At 68.2% G+C, this 15,053-nt stretch carries 14 protein-coding genes; 5 read left to right on the top strand and 9 right to left on the bottom strand.

What is annotated here, in order from left to right; all coding sequences use genetic code 11:
• Positions 1 to 64: 64 nt before the first annotated feature.
• Both VEB62_RS01855 and VEB62_RS01850 read right to left on the bottom strand, forming a co-directional pair.
• The gene (locus tag VEB62_RS01855; RefSeq protein WP_324794845.1) at positions 65 to 1,177 is read right to left on the bottom strand and encodes a glycosyltransferase family 4 protein; all 1,113 of its coding nucleotides are present in this window, start codon (positions 1,175 to 1,177) and stop codon (positions 65 to 67) included.
• Between the two features lie 122 nt (positions 1,178 to 1,299).
• Entirely contained in the window at positions 1,300 to 2,379 is a 1,080-nt protein-coding gene (locus VEB62_RS01850; protein ID WP_324794843.1) for a site-specific DNA-methyltransferase, read from the bottom strand.
• Between the two features lie 131 nt (positions 2,380 to 2,510).
• On the opposite strand from VEB62_RS01850, the gene VEB62_RS01845 reads away from it, so the two are divergent.
• The 4 genes from VEB62_RS01845 to VEB62_RS01830 all read left to right on the top strand — a co-directional run bounded on the left by VEB62_RS01845 (position 2,511) and on the right by VEB62_RS01830 (position 8,416).
• Positions 2,511 to 3,767, top strand: a complete 1,257-nt coding sequence (locus tag VEB62_RS01845; RefSeq protein ID WP_324794841.1) for an alpha/beta fold hydrolase — start codon at positions 2,511 to 2,513, stop codon at positions 3,765 to 3,767.
• 529 nt (positions 3,768 to 4,296) lie between these two features.
• The gene (gene ppdK / locus VEB62_RS01840; protein ID WP_324794840.1) at positions 4,297 to 6,987 is read left to right on the top strand and encodes a pyruvate, phosphate dikinase; all 2,691 of its coding nucleotides are present in this window, start codon (positions 4,297 to 4,299) and stop codon (positions 6,985 to 6,987) included.
• Between the two features lie 187 nt (positions 6,988 to 7,174).
• Positions 7,175 to 7,705, top strand: coding sequence for a porin family protein (locus tag VEB62_RS01835; RefSeq protein ID WP_324794839.1), 531 nt, complete (start codon positions 7,175 to 7,177; stop codon positions 7,703 to 7,705).
• A 186-nt stretch (positions 7,706 to 7,891) separates the two neighbouring features.
• The gene (locus VEB62_RS01830) at positions 7,892 to 8,416 is read left to right on the top strand and encodes a porin family protein (protein WP_324794837.1); all 525 of its coding nucleotides are present in this window, start codon (positions 7,892 to 7,894) and stop codon (positions 8,414 to 8,416) included.
• 75 nt (positions 8,417 to 8,491) lie between these two features.
• Here the strand turns inward: VEB62_RS01830 and VEB62_RS01825 are convergent, their stop codons facing one another.
• Positions 8,492 to 8,848 carry a hypothetical protein gene (locus VEB62_RS01825; RefSeq protein WP_324794836.1) on the bottom strand — a complete coding sequence of 119 codons (357 nt, stop codon included), beginning with the start codon at positions 8,846 to 8,848 and terminating at the stop codon, positions 8,492 to 8,494.
• Positions 8,849 to 8,886: 38 nt separating this feature from the next.
• Between VEB62_RS01825 and VEB62_RS01820 the strand changes: the two genes are divergently transcribed.
• Entirely contained in the window at positions 8,887 to 9,369 is a 483-nt protein-coding gene (locus tag VEB62_RS01820; RefSeq protein ID WP_324794835.1) for a hypothetical protein, read from the top strand.
• Positions 9,370 to 9,373: 4 nt separating this feature from the next.
• Here the strand turns inward: VEB62_RS01820 and ychF are convergent, their stop codons facing one another.
• From ychF to VEB62_RS01790, 6 genes are all read right to left on the bottom strand, one after another.
• Entirely contained in the window at positions 9,374 to 10,471 is a 1,098-nt protein-coding gene (ychF, locus tag VEB62_RS01815; protein WP_324794833.1) for a redox-regulated ATPase YchF, read from the bottom strand.
• 73 nt (positions 10,472 to 10,544) lie between these two features.
• The gene (locus tag VEB62_RS01810) at positions 10,545 to 11,021 is read right to left on the bottom strand and encodes a copper chaperone PCu(A)C (protein WP_324794831.1); all 477 of its coding nucleotides are present in this window, start codon (positions 11,019 to 11,021) and stop codon (positions 10,545 to 10,547) included.
• Between the two features lie 75 nt (positions 11,022 to 11,096).
• On the bottom strand, positions 11,097 to 11,717 hold the full coding sequence (gene pth, locus VEB62_RS01805) for an aminoacyl-tRNA hydrolase (RefSeq protein ID WP_324794830.1): 621 nt from the start codon (positions 11,715 to 11,717) through the stop codon (positions 11,097 to 11,099).
• Positions 11,718 to 11,793: 76 nt separating this feature from the next.
• Positions 11,794 to 12,483, bottom strand: a complete 690-nt coding sequence (locus VEB62_RS01800) for a 50S ribosomal protein L25/general stress protein Ctc (RefSeq protein WP_324794829.1) — start codon at positions 12,481 to 12,483, stop codon at positions 11,794 to 11,796.
• Between the two features lie 146 nt (positions 12,484 to 12,629).
• Entirely contained in the window at positions 12,630 to 13,673 is a 1,044-nt protein-coding gene (locus VEB62_RS01795; protein ID WP_324794827.1) for a hypothetical protein, read from the bottom strand.
• 180 nt (positions 13,674 to 13,853) lie between these two features.
• Complete coding sequence (locus VEB62_RS01790; RefSeq protein WP_324794826.1) at positions 13,854 to 15,038, bottom strand: hypothetical protein; 1,185 nt, start codon at positions 15,036 to 15,038, stop codon at positions 13,854 to 13,856.
• Positions 15,039 to 15,053 lie beyond the last annotated feature (15 nt).

Genomic DNA, 15,053 nt, shown 5'->3' with positions numbered 1-15,053 from the left:
AGCGAACCGTTGATGGCGGCACTGGTACGCTAATGGACAAGGCCGCCGGAGGTTCAGGCCCGCGTCAGGCCCGGCTGACGAAACTCCGGTCCTCGTGCGGGCGCAGCGGCGTGACGACGTGGTCCAGCGGCTCCTCCGCGAACGGCCTCCGGGCCAGCAGGTCGCCGTAGACATCCAGATAGCGCCGGGCCATGGCGGTGGCCGAGAAGCGCAGTTCGAACCGCGCCCGGATCGCCTCGCGGTCCAGCAGATGCGCCCGCCCGGCGGCGGCGATGGCCTGCTCCACCGTATCGACCAGATAGCCCGTCGCCCCGTCCTCGACGATTTCCGCCGCCGAGCCGCAGCGGAAGGCCACCACCGGCGTGCCGCAGGCCATGGCCTCGATCATCACCAGGCCGAACGGCTCTGGCCAGTCGATCGGGAACAGCAGGGCCTCGGCCCCGCCGAGGAAGGCCGACTTCTGGTGGTCGCCGATCTCGCCGACGAACTCGACCAGCGGATTGCCCTCGACCAGCGGCCGGATCACCGTCTCCCAGTAGACCTTGTCCTGGGCGTCGATCTTGGCCGCCATCTTCAGGGGCTTGTTCAGCTTGGTGGCGATCTCGATGGCCCGGTCCGGCCCTTTCTCCGGCGAGATGCGGCCGAGGAAGGCCAGATAGCCGCGCGGCGCGTCCGAGAATTTGTACAGTTCGCCCGGCATGCCGTGGTGGACCGTCGCCTTCCAGTTGGCCAGCGGCAGCGGGCGGCGCTGGTCGTCCGAGATCGACACCAGCCCGAACTCGCCCCAGCGCTCGTAGACGCCTGCCAGATCCTTGAGGTCCAGCCGGCCGTGCAGGGTGGTGACGGTCTTGTCCGCGTGGCGCGCGAAGAACGGGAAATGCAGCATATCGGTGTGGAAATGGATCACGTCGAACTCGTCGACGCGCTTCAGCACCTCCGACAGCGTGGTCATGTGCGCCGCCAGGTCCGACTTCAGCGGGTTCGGATCCAGCCGGATCGCCTGGTCCCGCACCGGAATCAGCCGCGCCCGCGTCTCGGCGTCGGCGGCCGCGAACAGCGTCACCTCGTGGCCCAGATCGACCAGGGCGTCGGTCAGATGCGCCACGACGCGTTCTGTGCCGCCATACAGTTTTGGCGGAACAGCCTCATAGAGGGGCGTGACCTGGGCGATCTTCATGGCGCGCTCTCGATGTCGGAATTGGACACCGGATTAACCTTCGCACTTGCGAAGGGTTCCTCGCCTACGGCCGGTTTCTCAGCGGATATCGCCGATGTTTACAGCGTTACAGCAGGTCGCCGTCACTGCATTCCGGCGCGAACCTCGGCCCTCAGGGTGTCGATCGACCGCAGTCCCTGATCGGACTTGAAACGCCAGTAGGTCCAGCCGTTGCAGGCCGGGGCGTTCTCGAACAGCGCCCCGAGCTTGTGGATTGAACCGCTCAGCGATCCGGACACCAGCGAACCGTCGGCCCGCACCCGCGCCTCGCGCTCCCCCTTCGGGCAGTACAGCCGGTCGCCCGGCCGCAGCAGGCCGGCCTCGACCAGGGCCCCGAACGGCACCTTGGTCTCAGCCCGCTTGGAGCCGGTGACCACCAGGTCCTCGGGGGCGGCGGGGATCACCGCCTTGATCCGTTTCTCGGCCACCCTGGCGTAGCCCTCGTCGCGCTCGATACCGATGAAGCGCCGCCCCAGCCGCTTCGCCGCCGCACCGGTCGTGCCGGTGCCGAAGAAGGGGTCCAGCACCACGTCACCCGGTTTTGTCGCGGCCAGCAGCACCCGGTGCAGCAGGGCCTCGGGCTTCTGGGTCGGATGGGCCTTCTTGCCGTCGGCGTCCTTGATCCGCTCCTCGCCGGTGCACAGGGCGAAGGTCCAGTCGGAGCGCATCTGGGTGTCCTCGTTAAAGGCCTTCAGCGCGTCGTAGTTGAAGGTGTAGCGCTTCTGCTCGCGCGACCGCGCCGCCCAGATCAGCGTCTCATGGGCATTGGTGAAGCGCGTGCCCTTGAAGTTCGGCATCGGATTCGACTTGCGCCAGATGATGTCGTTCAGCACCCAGAAGCCCAGGTCCTGGATCGCCGTGCCGAGGCGGAAGACATTGTGGTAGCTGCCGATCACCCAGATCGAGCCCTCGGGCTTCAGCACCCGGCGGCATTCCGTCAGCCACGCCCGGGTGAAGGCGTCGTAGGTCGCGAAGCTGTCGAACTTGTCCCAGTCGTCGTCGACCGCGTCGACCAGGCTGTTGTCCGGGCGCAGCAGGTCGCCGCCCAGCTGCAGGTTATAGGGCGGGTCGGCGAAGACCATGTCGAAGGACGCATCGGGCAGGCCCTTCAGCACTTCGATGCAGTCGCCCCTCAGAACGACATCGGTCTTCAACCCGGACATATCACTCGATCCCGCACAGCTTGGAGATCGAGTGGTGAATCATCGCGGTTAAGAGCGCGTTAGCCCACGTGTTTTCACGGAACGATCAAGGGGCCGGAGGTGTTGGAAACGAACGCTCCCGAAAGTCGCCTATGGTCCTTTTTTCCCTTCTCCAGCGTCTTCTCGCCGTCGCCTCGCTGGGCCTCTTCACAATCAGCGCCTGGCTGCTGTGGAGCTGGTACGACACCGATCATGTGGCGGAGACGCTCGGCTTCGCCGAGCCTTCGGACGGCCGGCTGTGGTGGGGCCTGCCCCTGATGGCGATCAGCCTGTTTGGGCGGATCCCCGTCCTGATGCTGCTGGGCAGGGGAGAAACGACGGCGCTCGCCCGCCGGGCCGAAAGCGTCGCGGTGCCCGGCGCCGACGGCGCCGTCCTGCATGTCGAGACGGAGGGCGCGACGGACGGGCCGATCCTGCTCTTCACCCATGGCTGGGGCCTCTCGGCGCGCATCTGGGCCGAGGCCCGCGCCGATCTGGGCGCCCGCTTCGGTCTGGTCTTCTGGGATCTTCCGGGACTGGGCCGGTCCGGTCGGCCCACGGCCGGCTACTCGATCGAAGGCTTCGCCGAGGACCTGCACGCGGTGATCGACAGCCTGCCGGAAGAGCGCCCGGTCATTCTCGTCGGTCACAGCATCGGCGGCATGACCGTGCTGACCTTCTGCGCCCGTCATCCGGAACTGTTGAACCGGCGGGTGGCCGCCATCGTGCTGGAGAACACCACCCACACCAATCCGCTGGAAACGATGATCCTCTCGCGGGTGTTCAAGCCTCTGCAGCCATTGGTCGAACTCGCTTGCAAGCTGGATATGCTCCTGTCGCCGGCGCTATGGGTAATGAACTGGCAGGCGTGGCTCAGCGGTTCGACCCACCTCGCCGTCCGTCTCGCGGGGTTCGGAACGCGCCCGACGCGCGAGCAGCTGGACCGCACGGCCCTTCTGCCGACGAAGAATCCCCCGGCGGTACAGGCACGCGGCAATGTCGCCATGCTGCACTGGTCCGTGACCGACCACCTGCCACGGATCGACGTTCCCGCCCTGGTCTTCGTCGGCGGCCGCGACCTCATCACCAAAGACGATGCCGGCCAGACCATTGCCGCCGCCCTGCCGCAGGGCAAGCTGGTGCGGGTCGAGGACGCCGGCCACATGGGCCCGGTCGAGAAGGCGGCCTTCTACAACGAGCAGATCGGCGACTTCGCCGAGTTCGTCCGCCTTCTGCGCAGTCGCGCTCCGGCCCGGCGCCGCTCCTTTCTGTCGCCCCACGCCGACCTCGCCCCGCCCGCCCACCCGGACGACCCGCTGGACCAGGAGGTTCCGCCCATCGGACCGATCCAGAGCTTCCGTCCGATCTAGGGGCCGGACCGGAGTCATGGCTGCGGCTCACTCTTCCCGTCATCCTCGGGTCAAGCCCGAGGATGACGGCGGGTCGGGCGCACCCGGATGCGGCGCGCGACAGCAAACCGACCCGACCATCTCGTACCCTGCCATCCCGACACATCCCGGCCATTCCCTGCCATCCCGCACCCCTCGCCGATCCACCCGGAGGGGCTCTCCGGAGCGCTCACGTCCGATTCTGACGCAGGCGCGTGCTTGTATTGCGGAACAGGGGACAGGGCCCGCCGCCGCCGCCATCGTGGCGCGCCGGGCGCCTCTCGCCTCACGAAAGAGGGAGATGCGTCGGGGTGCGGGAGTGTCGGGATGACAGGGTTTCGCGATTTTTTGGATGCCAGGGGCGTTCGACCCGCGTGGCCCGGAACCGTCACAGCCGCTCACGTTTTGTTACACGCCCAGCCTCGCCTTGCCGTCCCCGGCGCGGTAAGCGGGGCGCTGCACCGCGAGGGATGCGAGTCTCCGCGACGGACAACGGCTCAGGGGCTGGCGAATGACTCAGTGGGTGTACGGTTTCGGCGGCGGCTCCGCCGACGGCGACGCGTCGATGAAGAACCTTCTCGGCGGCAAGGGCGCGAACCTGGCCGAGATGTCGTCGCTGGGCCTGCCGGTGCCGCCGGGATTCACCATCACCACCGGGGCCTGCGTCCACTACTATTCCAACGGCCAGAGCTATCCCGCCGATCTGGCGGACCAGGTCGCCGCCGGCCTCCGGAAGGTCGAGACGGTGGTCGGCAAGACCTTCGGCGATCCGAAGAACCCGTTGCTGGTCTCGGTCCGCTCGGGCGCCCGCGCCTCGATGCCCGGGATGATGGACACGGTCCTCAACCTCGGCCTCAACGATCAGACGGTGGAGGGGCTGGCGGCCCTCTCCGGCGACCGCCGCTTCGCCTTCGACAGCTACCGCCGCTTCATCACCATGTACTCCAACGTGGTTCTGGGTCTCAGCCACGACGACTTCGAGGAGGTGCTGGACGATCACAAGGATCGCCTCGGGGTCACCATCGACACCGACCTGTCGGCCTCGGACTGGGAGAAGGTGGTCGCCGACTACAAGCGGGTCGTCGAGGATCATCTCGGCCACGCCTTCCCGCAGGATCCGAACGACCAGCTGTGGGGCGCGGTCTCGGCCGTCTTCGCCAGCTGGATGAACGACCGGGCCAAATTCTATCGCCGCATGCACGACATCCCCGAAAGCTGGGGCACGGCGGTCAACGTCCAGTCGATGGTGTTCGGCAATATGGGCGACACCTCGGCCACGGGCGTGGCCTTTACCCGCAATCCCTCGACCGGCGAGTCGAAACTGTACGGCGAGTTCCTGATCAACGCCCAGGGCGAGGACGTCGTCGCCGGCATCCGCACGCCCCAGTCGCTGACGAAGGCGGGCCGCGAGGAGATGGGTGAAACGGCTCCGTCGATGGAGGAGGCGATGCCCGAGGTCTTCGCCCAGTTCGTTGAAGTCGTTGGGAAACTTGAAACCCACTATCGCGACATGCAGGACATCGAGTTCACGGTCGAGCAGGGCCGACTATGGATGCTGCAGACCCGCAACGGCAAGCGCACCGCCAAGGCCGCGCTGAAGATCGCCGTCGATCTGGCCGCCGAGGGCGTGATTTCGGAAGAGGAGGCGGTGTCCCGTGTCGAGCCCTCGGCGCTGGACCAGCTGCTGCACCCGACGCTGGATCCGAACGCCGAGCGCAAGGTGATCGCCGCCGGCCTGCCCGCCTCGCCGGGCGCGGCCACGGGCAAGATCGTCTTCGACGCCGACGAGGCCGAGCGGCTGTCCCAGCTGGGCGACGCCGTAATCCTGGTGCGCGAGGAGACCTCGCCGGAGGACATCCACGGCATGCACGCGGCGCGCGGCATCGTCACCGCCCGCGGCGGCATGACCAGCCACGCCGCCGTCGTCGCCCGGGGCATGGGGCGACCCTGCGTCTGCGGCATCAACGAACTGTCGATCAACGAAAAGGCCGGGACCTTCACCGCCCGGGGCCGCACGTTCAGGGCCGGCGAGATCATCACCATCGACGGTTCGAAGGGCGAGGTGCTCGAGGGGGCGGTTGCGATGATCGAACCCGAGCTGACCGGCGACTTCCAGACCCTGATGGCCTGGGCCGACAAGGTCCGCCGTCTCAGGGTTCGCGCCAACGCCGAGACGCCGCTCGATGCGAAGACCGCGCGGGGCTTCGGAGCCGAGGGCATCGGCCTGTGCCGGACCGAGCACATGTTCTTCGACGACGCCCGCATCGCCGCGGTGCGGGAAATGATCCTCGCCGACGACGAGGCCGGCCGCCGGGCGGCCCTGGCCAAGATCGCGCCGTTCCAGAAGAGCGACTTCGTCGAGCTGTTCCAGATCATGACCGGCCTGCCGGTGACGGTGCGCCTGCTCGACCCGCCGCTGCACGAGTTCATCCCGCACAGCGAGGCCGAGATCGACGCGCTGGCGGCGACGCAGGGCCTCGACGCGGCCAAGCTGAAGCGGCGGGCCCGGGAGCTGCACGAGACCAACCCCATGCTCGGCCATCGCGGCTGCCGCCTTGGCGTGGCCTATCCCGAGATCTACGAGATGCAGGTCCGCGCCATCCTCGAGGCGGCGCTGGAGGTGCAGGCGACATCCGGCGAGGCGCCGCTGCCGGAGATCATGCACCCGCTGGTCGCCCTCGGCCTCGAGATGAAATACCTGCGCGAACTGACCGACCGGGTCGCCCGCGAGGTCTTCGCCGAAACCGGCCAGACGATCGCCTATCTGGTCGGGACCATGATCGAGCTGCCCCGCGCCGCCCTGCGCGCCGGCGACCTGGCCGAACACGCCGAATTCTTCTCCTTCGGCACCAACGACCTGACCCAGACCACCTTCGGCATCAGCCGCGACGACTCCGGCCGGTTCCTGCAGGCCTATATGGACAAGGGCATCTTCGAGACGGACCCGTTCGTCCGCCTCGACCGCGACGGGGTCGGCGACCTGATCCGCATCGCCGCCGAGCGCGGCGGCGCCGTGCGTCCGGACATCAAGATGGGCATCTGCGGCGAGCATGGCGGCGACCCGTCCTCGATCGCCTTCTGCGAGGAGGTCGGCCTGAGCTACGTCAGCTGCTCGCCCTACCGCGTTCCCATCGCCCGCCTCGCCGCCGCCCAGGCCGCCCTGCACGCCCGGGCGGGGACGGAACGCGAGAAGGACCGCTAGAAACCAGAACGCCGATATAAGGTCACGAGAAGGTCACGATTGGCGTATCGATGTCTGTGCCACACCGTGCACAGTTGGCCGCAAGTTGTTTTCTGCCCCTGGAACGCCTCGAACGTCCGCCCATTTGTCTCCCGCTGGATGGGGCTGGTCACCGCAGAAGTGACCACATCTAGAGGATACTGAAACAATGCGTAACGTTCTTCTCGCGACAGCCGCTCTTACTCTTCTCTCAACGCCGGCCCTGGCCCAGAGCTTCTCCGATCCGCAATGGACCGGCTCGATCGGCTACACCCACCTGGACGCCGACGACGGCAGCCTCGGCGCCGTGACCGGCCGGGTCGGCGCCAAGGTCTCGCGCTACATCGGCGTCGAGGGCGAGGCCTCCTTCGGCGTCAAGGACGAGGACATCACCGTCGGCGGCGTGGACGGCTCGCTCGAGCATGAATACGACGCCGCCCTCTACGGCGTCGCCAGCGTGCCGGTCAGCGAAAACCTCGAACTGTTCGGCCGCCTCGGCTACGGCGCCACCTCGATCAAGACCGACGTGGCCGGCTTCACCGCCAGCGAGGACGGCGAGAGCATCAACTACGGCGCCGGCGCGAACTGGTATCTCGACGGCCAGAACGGCGTCCGCGCCGACTGGACCCGCCGCGACTTCCAGGACGACGGCGGCGGCGAGGTCGACACCTACGGCCTCAGCTACGTTCGCCGCTTCTGATCGCCTTCGGGCCCGCGACCCCGCGTCGCGGGCCTTCGGCGACTTCGCGTACCAGCGTGTGTGCTCCGACGGCTACAGCATCGCTTATGTCTTCGCCTGATGACTTGTAACGGTGAAGCTGGCTCCACACCTTCCTCGCCAAGGGGGGCGTGGTGGCGAAAGCCACTTTCTGGAGCCAAAAAACACATGCGAAATCTGTTACTCGCGACCGCCGCCCTGTCCCTGCTCGCCCCCGCGGCGATGGCGCAGAGCGTCTCGGCGCCGCAAATCTACGGCACGGTCGGCTACAGCCAGCTCGACGCCGACGGCCTGGACTTCGGATCGGTCACCGGCCGGATCGGCGCCAAATTCACTCCGCACGTGGGCATCGAGGGAGAAGCCTCCTTCGGCGTCACCGACGAGGAGGTCGCCATCGGCATCCCCGGCACGACCATCGAGCAGAAGTACGATGTCGGCGCCTATGTGGTCGGGTACCTGCCGATCAACTCCAGTCTCGAGCTGTTCGGTCGCGTCGGCTACGGCACGACCGAGTTCGAGGCCACGGCTTCGGGCGTCACAGCGGACGACTCCTTCGACGGCGTCGCCTACGGCGCCGGGGCGAACTGGTTCTTCGACGAAAACAACGGCGTCCGGGGTGACTGGACCCGACGCGATTTCGGCGACGACGGCGAAGCCGACGTCTGGTCTCTGAGCTACGTGCGTCGCTTCTAGGGACAGCAGACTCTACGCGATCGACGAAGGCCCGCGGCGCGCCGCGGGCCTTTTTCGTTGGTCAGGTCGATAAGATCAGGCCACGCCGGGCTGCAGCGCCCACCGCATCGACCCCTCGCCGAACGGTTTGAAGAACAGGTCGCGATAGCGCTCGAACACCTCGACGATCCGGTTGGCCAGATCCTGCGCAACGGTCTCGCCACGCTGTCGCTTCATCGCCGCCACGCACTGGACGACATCCTTCTGGTGGGCGGAACCGCCCATTCGCTTGAGCACTGCGGCGATGTCCTGCGCCAACGGATCGATCTGCGCTGCCCACGGATTGGTGTTCTGAGTCATTCGGGACACCCCCTTGTTCTCGACACAGGCGAACCGGTCGCAAATACTGGCGAGGGATGCAAGCGTGACCGCGAATTCGTGATCGAGGCGCATGCGACGGAGCCGACCGCACCCTTCCGCGTTTGCGGACCATGGTCCGGATTCGCCTCAGCCTGCTCGCCGCGTTCGCCGTCGCCGCCTGCGGTCCCGGGGAGCCCAATCCTCCGACTGACCCCGCCGAGCCCATCGACACGCCCGAGGCGGCCGCTCCACCGCCGGCGGCGCGTCCTCCGGGCGCAGGGACGATCCTGCCGGGCACCGGCCCGCGCAGCTTCGTCGGCCGCTGGGCCGCCGACGTGTCCTGGTGTCCGAACACGACCGGGCCGCAACGCCCGATCGAGATCACAACCACCCGCTTCGAAGGCTATGAGAACAGCTGCGCCATCGGCGCGATCGACCAGATCGTCGACGGTTACGAAGCCGCTCTGATCTGCACCGCCGAAGGGACCGTCTCCAACGAACGGGTGCGGATGGCGGTGTCCGGCCAGACCATGCGCCTGACCTGGTTGAACCGCGACAACGCCGTGGTCGCCCTGACCAAATGCACGACGCTGGAGGATACGCCGGCGGAGTAGGCGGTCAGCCGTTGAACAGGAAATGCATCACGTCGCCGTCCTTGACGACGTAGCTCTTGCCCTCGGCCCGCATCTTCCCGGCCTCCTTCGCGCCCTGCTCGCCCTTGAGGACGACAAAGTCGGCGAAGGCGATGGTTTCGGCGCGGATGAAACCCTTCTCGAAATCGGTGTGGATCACCCCGGCCGCCTGCGGGGCCGTCGCGCCGATCGGAATGGTCCAGGCGCGGGCCTCCTTCGGCCCGACCGTGAAATAGGTCTGCAGGCCGAGCAGGGCGTAGGCCTCGCGGATCAGGCGGTTCAGGCCCGGCTCCTCGAGCCCCATGCTCTCGAGGAATTCGGCCTGCTCCTCCGGATCGAGCACGGCCAGTTCGGAATCGATCTTCGCTGAAATGACCACGGCCTTGGCGTTGTCGGCCGCGGCGCGCTTCGCCACCAGATCCGACAGTTCGTTGCCCTTGTCCGCCGACGCCTCATCGACGTTGGCGACATAGAGGGCGGGCAGGGAGGTCAGCAGCTGCAGCATGTGCCACGCCTTCTCGTCCTCCTTGTCGACCTGGACCACGCGCGCGGGCTTGCCGGCGCGCAGCGGCGTCAGCGCCATGTTGATCAGGCGCAGGGCGGTCTGGGCCTCCTTGTCGCCGCCCTTGGCCTTCTTCTCGACGTTGACGACCCGCTTCTCCAGGCTTTCGAGATCGGCCAGCATCAGTTCGGTCTCGATGATCTCGAGGTCGGAGATCGGGTCGATGCGGTTCTCGACGTGGGTGATGTCATCGTCGACGAAGCAGCGGGCCACGAAGGCCACGGCGTCGCAGTCGCGGATGTTGGCCAGGAACTGGTTGCCGAGGCCCTCGCCCTTGGACGCGCCCCGCACCAGGCCGGCGATGTCGACGAAGGTGATGCGCGACGGGATGATCTCCTTCGAGCCCGCGATCTGCGCCAGAACCTCAAGCCGCGGCTCAGGCACCGCCACGTCGCCGGTGTTCGGCTCGATGGTGCAGAAGGGGTAGTTGGCCGCCTGGGCCGCCGCCGTCTTGGTGAGGGCGTTGAAGAGGGTGGACTTGCCGACGTTGGGCAGGCCGACAATCGCGACTTTCAGGGCCATGGGGGCGGGGGTTTCCTTGGTGAGCGCGAGCCTTTAGCGGGTCGCGGCCGGTTTGTCAGGCTTGCGCTCGTCGTCAGTGAGACGCGTGACCGTAGTCGGTGAGCGCGGGCTGGCCGACGGTCGCTGTGACCTCGACCGGCGGGGCCGAGGCGAAGGTCAGCGTCAGCGCGACGGTGTCGCCCGCCTTCAGCGGTTCGGCGACGGCCAGCAGCATGATGTGATTGCCGCCCGGCTTCAGCTCGACGGCCTGCCCGGCCGGCAGGGGAAGTCCGCCCTCCACCTGATGCATCATCATCATATTGCTTTCCATCCGGCTCTCGTGGACCTGGGCGCGGCCCGCGACGGGGCTGGCGACGCTCATGAGCCGGTCGTCGGCGGCGGCGGTGAGGGTCAGGTAGCAGCCGGTGGTCTGGCGGCCGACCGGCGTGGGACGGCACAGGGCGTCGGCGACCTGCACCGCCGTCGCCGCGTCACCGTGTTTCGCCGGCCCTCCCGGCGTACAGGCGGCCAGGACGAGCGAGGCGAGGGCGACGGGAAGGGCGCGGGACATCTGGACAACCTTCTGAACGGTGGCGCGGTCTATCGCCCGCGGCGACCACCGGCAAGGCGGCGGCGTGTCGCGTGATCAGCCTTCGCCGCGCGCCGCCTGACGCGGGCTGAATTTCGGGGCGGGGGCCAGACGCATGACTTCGGCCTGGTAGCGATCGTCGTCTCCGGCGAGGGCGAAGGGCAGGGCGTCGGCCACCGCCGTCAGCATGGCGTCGAGCCAAGGCTGATCGGCCTTGTGGAAGTCGCTCAGTACATAGCCGTGCACCAGCTGCGGCTCGCCCGGGTGGCCGACGCCCATGCGGCCCCGGCGGAAATCGGGGCCCAGCTGGCTGATCAGGGAGCGCACCCCGTTCTGGCCGGCCGCTCCGCCGCCCGCCTTCATGCGGAACCGGCCGGGAGCCAGGTCGATCTCGTCGTGGAACACGATGACCTCCGACGGCTGAACCTTGTAGAAGCGCGCCGCCTCGGCCACGGCCCGGCCGCTCTCGTTCATCCAGGTCTGCGGCTTCATCAGCAGGACGCGTTCGCGACCGGAGGCGGTTTCGACCTCGCCGTCGCGGATCACCGACTGGAATTTGGCCCGCTCGGGTCCGAACGACCAGCGCCGCGCGATCTCGTCGGCGGCCATGAAGCCGATGTTGTGGCGGTTGCCCTGGTATTTCGGTCCCGGATTGCCCAGGCCGGCGATGATGATCATGGCGGGTTCCGGATAAGGAAACGGCCCCGTCCGTTTCCGGATGGGGCCGTTCCAGTAGCAGCTTGTCGAGAGAGGATCAGCCCTCGGCAGTGTCTTCCGTGGCTTCGGCCTCGTCGGTCGCGGCCTGTTCGGTCGCTTCGACTTCCGCGGCCTCGGCGGCGACTTCAGCGTCATGCGCTTCGTCGGCGGCGGCCGAGATGGCGGCCGAAGAGGTCTTGATGGAGGCGATCACGAAATCACGGTCGGTGATGGTCGGCTCGACGTCCTTGGTGCCCTTCAGGTCGGTCCAGCGGATGGTGTCGCCCAGCTTGTGCCCGGCCAGATCGACGATCAGGTCTTCCGGAATGTGGTCGGCGCGGACTTTCACTTCGACCGAGTGGCGAACGACTTCCAGCGAGCCGCCCTGACGGAAGGCTTCGCACTGGTCCTGGTTGATGAAGTGGACCGGGATGTCGATCTTGATGGTCTGCTTCGTGTCGACGCGCATCAGGTCGAAGTGCAGCGGACGGTCCGACACCGGGTCGAACTGGACGTCGCGGGCGATGACCGGCTGGGTCTCGTCGCCGTACTTCAGGGTCACCAGGTGACCCAGCAGCTTGCCGGTGTAGAGCGACTTGCGGAAGTCGCGCTCGTTCACCGAGATCGCCACGGGGGCCTTGTCGCCGCCGTACAGCACGCCCGGGACCATGCCCGCACGACGCGCGGCGCGGGCGCCACCGGTGCCGACGCCATCACGGACATCGACGTTCAGAATGATCTCGGCCATCTGGCTCGCCTCAACAAACAGAAACGCCGCGCTGACGTAATCGCCCGCGCGACGGGGTCCTCGAACCCTCGAATTCAAGAGGGCGGGCTATTACACGGAGACGCCCGATGACGCAACCGTCTGGGCGCGCGGATCGCGCCGGCGGGTCAGCCTTCGCTGTTCAGGGCGGCCGTCGCGGAGGTCGAAGCGGCCGCCGCCTCGGCCGCCACGGGCGTCTGAACCGCGGCGGGGGCGGAACCGGCCACCTCCGTCGCGGGGGTCGCCACGGGCACGGGCGTGATGTTCTGCGCGGTGCAAATGGCCAGGTCGCGCGCTACGTGCCGTCCCACGCAGAAGATGTCCTCATAGCTGGGGCGCGAGGCGGCCAGGCACTGGAACAGCATCAGCTTGGACATGTTCAGGCAGAACTCGCTGTTCTGCTCGACCGTCAGCGCTTCGGTGTTGGCCCGGGCGTCCTCGCCACCGGCCCCGAGCGCCGCCAGCGCGGCGAGAGCCAGAGAACGGATCACCGCGGGCGTGTAGGGCGGCCCCGATCGGGCCGGGCTCAGGGACAGGCCTGAGCCGCTGTTGGCGGCCGCGAACAGGCGGGCCGATTCCTCCGCCGACGGCAGCATCTGAACCGCCGACAGCGCCTTGGCGCCCTGCAGCCGGGTGTCGCGATCGGCGATATGGACCGTGGCCCAGCGGCGGCGCGGGTCGGACCGGCCCTGGATGGTGTAGGCGTCCTCCTCGACGGCGTCAGCGATCGCCAGCATGGCGGCGGAGTCGCGGCCGATGGTGTCCACGATCAGGCCCGCCGCGGCGTCGGCGCCGGGAAGGGTGGCGGCGTAGGCGGGGTCCGCGATGATGCGGGCGACCATTTCCTGACGGATGGCCGGATCGACGGCGTAGGTCCGGACGCCCTGAACGAATTCCGGCGATTGGAGCGCCAGGATGGAGCCGTAGGCGATCATGCCGCGCGACAGCTGCGCGGGCTCGTAGGAGGCGCCCTTGCGGATCGCCGCCTGGATCGACTCAGCGGACGGGAAACCGGCCTGGAGGGTGGCCGCGTCGCGCATGAAGGCCACATAGATGGACGCGGCCTGCGCCACGCCCTCGTTCAGGCTGACGGCCGGCGGCGGCGGCGGCGGAGGAGGCGGCGGAGGAGCGGGCTCGGGTTCGGGCGTGGCGCAAGCCGCCAGAACGGCCATCGCGGCGATTGCGGCAAACGACAGGCCGCGGCGAAGACGAGCCTCAAGCATACGAAAACCCCCAACCTGGACGCGGCGTCGCCTTGGGCGCCGGAACCTTGAAGGCCGTTATAACGCGACCGAATCGGTTCTCCGAGCGTTAATGCGAGCTTGGCTGGAGCGCCGCGGCGATACGGCGCGCTAGTCCCCGGGGGCGCGCGCAGGCTGGGTATTCAGCCGTTCCGTCAGGGATTCGGCGGGCCTTGGCGGCGGCGCGGGCGCGGGAGTTGGCGTAATCGTGATCGGCGTTTGGGCGGCAGCGGGCCGGGCCGGCGTGATGATGATGGGCTCGGCGGGTGTGACATCCGACACGGTGACGACCGCCGCCGGCATGGCCGCGCCGCGAGAACAGGTGGCCAGGTCACGAACGATGTGACGGCCGAGGCAGAACATATCCTCATAGTTCGGGCGTGAGGCCGCCAGGCACTGGAACAGGTTCAGCTTCGACATGCTGAGGCAGCCGTGGCTGACGCGATCGAACTGCAGGGCGTCGGTATTGGCGCGGGCGTTCTCCCCCGCGTAGCCGAGGGCGGCGAGCGCCGCGAGGGCGAGGGCGTTCACCACCGCGGGGGGATAGGGCGGCTTGCGGGGATCGCCAGTGACCGGGAGAGCGCCGCCGCCGCTATGCGCCGCCGCGAACAGGCGCGCCGCCTCGTCCGCGGAGGGCGGCACGGTCATGGCCGACTGGACCTTGGCCGCTTGCAGGCGACTCTCGCGATTGGCGACCTCGGCGACTCCCCAGGGCCGGCGTGGGTCGTAGAGCGCCTGGATGGCGTAGGCGTCGTTCTCGATCGAATTCGCGGCCCGGCCCAACGCGTTGATGTCGGCCGCGAGCGTCGTCATGACCAGGCCGGCCGCCGCCTCGGCTCCGGGCAGGGTCGAGGCGTAGCTTGGATCGGCCACGATATCGGCGACGATCTTTTCGCGCGTGATCTGGTCGTCCGCGAGCGAGCGGACGCCGGAGACGAACTCGGGCGACTGCAGGGCCAGGATGGAGGCGTAGGCCACCAGACCGCGCGAAATCTGGCCGGGGTCATAGGCCGAGCCACGACGCAGCGCCGCCTGGATCTGTTCCGGGTCGCTGAAGCCGCCCTCCAGGGCGGCCATGTCGCGGCTGAACGCCATGTAGACGGCCGCCGCCTCCGCGACGCCCCGGTTGAGGTTGATCGGCGGCGGCGTTCGCGCCGCAACCGCGGCGACTTCGGCGGCCACGCGGGCGGCTTCGATCTCGGCCTTGGTCGGGGCATCGGATGCGCAGCCGGCCAGCAGGGCGGCGATGGCGAGGGCCGCTACGGAGGGACCGCGGTGCAGGAAAACCGGACGCATCTAGACTCCTCGGAT

Source organism: Brevundimonas sp., from assembly GCF_035626975.1.
GTDB lineage: Bacteria > Pseudomonadota > Alphaproteobacteria > Caulobacterales > Caulobacteraceae > Brevundimonas.
The sequence above is the reverse complement of the archived record's forward strand: the minus strand, read 5'-3'. Positions and strand labels throughout refer to the sequence as shown.